The 3,774-nt window shown below is 72.1% G+C and carries 2 protein-coding genes; both read right to left on the reverse strand.

The annotated features are described in order from the left end of the window. Window positions 1-16: 16 nt before the first annotated feature. Window positions 17-1,300, reverse strand: a complete 1,284-nt coding sequence (locus PROKR_RS25660; protein ID WP_036969358.1) for a DUF418 domain-containing protein — start codon at window positions 1,298-1,300, stop codon at window positions 17-19. A 43-nt stretch (window positions 1,301-1,343) separates the two neighbouring features. Then, window positions 1,344-3,500 (reverse strand): DEAD/DEAH box helicase, encoded by a 2,157-nt coding sequence (locus PROKR_RS25665; RefSeq protein WP_036969361.1) that lies wholly within the window; start codon window positions 3,498-3,500, stop codon window positions 1,344-1,346. Window positions 3,501-3,774 lie beyond the last annotated feature (274 nt).

Raw genomic sequence — 3,774 nt, forward strand, 5'->3', positions numbered from 1 at the left:
CGCCCCGCCGCCGGCGTCACGCCGCGGCGGGCGCCTGCACGGGCCTGCCGTAGACGAGGCGGCGCAGTGCGACCTCGGCCGGGCCACGGCGGCCCGTCTGCTCCTGCCAGACGGCGAACGCCACCGTGAGTCCCCACACCAGCACGGCGTAGAGCAGCATGCTCCACGAGCTCAGGTACTGGCCGAGACCGAGTCCCCACGCGGCCAGGACCGGCGCGCACAGCACGGACTGCAGCAGGTAACAGGTCAGCGACCGCTTGCCGACTGCCTGGACGGCGCCGGCGAACGGCCCGTCCGTCAGGAAGAGGTTGCCCGACGGCGGCCCGCTGCGCCGCTGGGCGAGGCGGTGACCGAGCAGGCCGAACAGCGCCACATACCCCAGGCCGCCGAAGAACCCGGTGAGGAACTGCACCGGATAGAAGACGACGGCCGCGTGGTCGGGCACGTCGATGATGCCGACGTGGTCGAGCGCGGAGGGCAGGGGTCCCAGCCAGCCGATCGTGATGCCGATGACGGCCACCCGCCGCAGCATGGGCAGGTGGTCGCCCGGGTTCTCCAGGATCCGGCGGCGTCCGGCCCAGAACGCGAGCAGCAGCATCATCGGCACCACCAGGGAGAGCAGGCCCTGCAGGAACGTGCCGAGCGTCCAGTACGTCAGCCGTTCCCCGATCGAGGCGAGGTACGACGTCACGGCCATCGAGTCGCTCGTCGGCGCGAGGTCGGCCGCGATGCTCCGCGCCATGGGGTCGTCGGCGGGGATCTGGGCGAGGAACCAGCCGCCGATCAGCGCGAACACCGTGCCGATCGTCAGCAGGCCGCAGAACACCGACGTCCACACGATCAGCGTGCGGTCCTTGACCTGGAAGAACAGCCACACCATGAGCAGGCCGGCCAGACCGTACGCGCCCAGCACGTCGCCCATCCAGAGCAGCGCTGCGTGCACGAACCCGAACGCGAGGAGCAGCCAGTTGCGCTTCTGCAGCAGCCGGCGTGCCGCCTTCTCCGAGGTGCCCGAGGACACCTGGCGGTTGTAGAGCTGCATCATCCCGTACCCGAACAGGAACGCGAACATGGGGTAGGTCCGCAGGTCCACGGTGGTGATGATCAGGAAGTCGACCACCTTGTCGAGCGTGGACCCGTCGACCGGGTGCGACGCCCCGGAGCCCATGGTGCTGGCCCAGAGGTAGTAGGGCGTGTTCGCGATCGCGATCAGCAGGAGCATGAACCCTCGCGCCAGATCGGGGGCGGGGGAGCGTTCGGCGGCCTGGACGGGTCCTCGGGTGAGGGCAGTGGTCGTCATGGCCCCATCTCAGCAGGCCATGGACGCCGCCGCGAGGAAAGCGCTAGGCAGCGGGCTCCTCCAGCCGGGCGCGCTCCTCGTCGACGATCCGCCGCGCCAGCTCCTTGTCGCTGACGTCGGAGGTACCGGCCCCGGACGCGGTGGGCACCGTCGAGCGTCCCGCGTACTCCGCGAACAGCTCGGCCTTGGTACCGAGGATCTCCAGGAGCCGCTCGTCCACGCTCTCCTCGATGAGCAGGCGGTGCACCTGCACGGTGCGCACCTGGCCCATCCGGTGCGCGCGGGCGATGGCCTGCGCCTCGACGGTCGGCTTGACCTGGGGCTCGCACAGGATCACCACGGAGGCGGCCTGGATGTTGAGCCCCACCCCGCCGGCCTCGATCTGGCTGACGAGCACCTTGGGCTCCTTCGCCTGCGTGAACTCGTCCACCAGCTCCTGGCGGCGGGCGGCAGGCACCGATCCGGTGATCGGCCCGACGGCGAGCGGGCCCAGCTCGGCGAGCACGCGCTCGATCACGTCGCGGAAGTAGGAGAAGACCACGACCTTGCGGTTGTTCTCCACGGCCTCGTCGACGATCTCGCGCAGCCGGACCAGCTTCGCCGTCGGCTCGGGGGCCTCGACGAACGCGGCACGGCGCATGTCGGCGAACGAGCGGCTCAGCACCGCGTGGCGGTAGGCGGCGCCGTCGTGCTTGCCGAACCGCTCCCACTCGTCCACCTGGACCAGCTCGGGCAGCTCGGTGAGCACGTCCTCCTGGTTGCGGCGCAGGTAGACGGTCGCGACCGAGCGCCGGAAGGCGGAGGCGCCCGCCAGGCCCGCCGCCGGGTCGATGTCCTCGGCGACCTCGGGCTTGAGGTAGCCCACCAGGCTGCGGAACTCGTCCACGGTGTTCTCCATGGGCGTGCCCGACATGAACAGGACGCGCTCGGCCACGCGGGCCCACTCCGCCGTCCGCTCGGAGCGCTGCGCCTCCGGGTTCTTCACGTAGTGCGCCTCGTCCACCACGAGCAGGGCGGGGCGCGGCATGTCGCCGGCCCGCAGGTGCCCGAGCTGGGGGAAGGTCGCGATGCCGACGCCGCCGTCGGCCGCCCACTCCTCGATGCCCGCCTCGCGGTCGTCGCCGTGCAGCACACGGACGGTCAGCCTCGAGTGGGCCGCGACCTCGCGAGCCCAGTTGGCCGCGACGCTCGCGGGGCACACCACGAGGAAGTGCGTGCTCCCCTTCGCGGCGAGGTGGGCCATCACCGCGATGGCCTGGACGGTCTTGCCCAGGCCCATCTCGTCGCCGAGGATCGTGCGCCGCTGGGACAGCGCGTACTTGGCACCGAACGCCTGGTAGGAGCGCAGCGAGACGTTGAGCAGCGAGGTGTCCAGGTCCTGCGTCGCGACCTCGTCGACGACGTCCTCGGGCAGGTAGCCCTCGGCGGCCTCGACGTCGATGCCGAGGTCGACCAGCTCACCCAGCGCCGTGAAGTAGGCGGCGGCCCGGGCTTCGAAGTCGCTCCAGGCTTCGGCGTCGGACGTGTCCGTGAGCACCTCGTCCAGGGCGCGCAGGGCGTCGGTGATGCCCACGGCGTCGAGGTCGTCGGTCAGCGTGCGCAGGTCGGTCAGCGCGGCGTCGGCGCGGTCGGTGCGGCGCCGGCCTGCGAAGAACCGCCGCACGAACGTGGCCCGCACGGCACCCGTCTCGGCCAGGCGGGCGAGCTCGCGCACGTCGACGTCGAGCCGGTCCTGCCAGGTGCCGAAGAAGGCCTTGACGTGCAGGTGGTCGTGCAGCGCGTGCACCAGGCGCGTGGCGAGCGGGTCGGCGGGGGAGTGGTCCAGCCGGAAGGCGAGGCCGGCGTCCACGGCGCTGAAGACCTGCTGGGCCGCCTTCTGCAGCGCCTCTGCCGTACGGGCGCCGACGCCCGCGATCGCCGTGAGCTCCTCCGGGGCGGCGGCCCTGATCTGGCCGACGGTGCGGTACCCCGCCTGCTCGAGCGGGCCGAGGCGCAGACCGCCCGCGCCCACCTCACGGACTCGGTCCAGGGGCACGTCGGACAGCTCGTCCAGCACGCGTGCGTCGCGGGCCGCGCGGTAGTCGGCACGGACTCGGGCAGGCGCGCCGCGGCGCTGGCTGAGGGCACGGGAGCCCAGGTCGTGCCGGGTTCCGGCCTCCTCGAGCAGTTCGCGGGCGTCACCGCGGGACCAGGTCGTCATGGCCGACGACGGTACTGCGTGCGGGCCGTCCCGGAGGCCCCGACGCGCGCCGTGGACCGACGTTTCTTACATACCGGACCGAATGCCCATTCTGGTAGTTTCATCGCACCATTAACAGGAGGAAAAAGTGAGCACGGACGCACTGCCGGAGCAGGCACAGGCGGCGCAGGCCACCGCCGCAGGGGAGCCGACGCCGCAGGTGGCGCCGGAGGCGACGCCGGACGTCGCCCAGGGCGACACGAACCCGGAGCCGGCCGCGAGCCCGGCCCCGGTC

Source organism: Promicromonospora kroppenstedtii DSM 19349 (assembly GCF_000515355.1).
In the GTDB taxonomy this organism is placed as follows: Bacteria; Actinomycetota; Actinomycetes; order Actinomycetales; family Cellulomonadaceae; genus Promicromonospora; species Promicromonospora kroppenstedtii.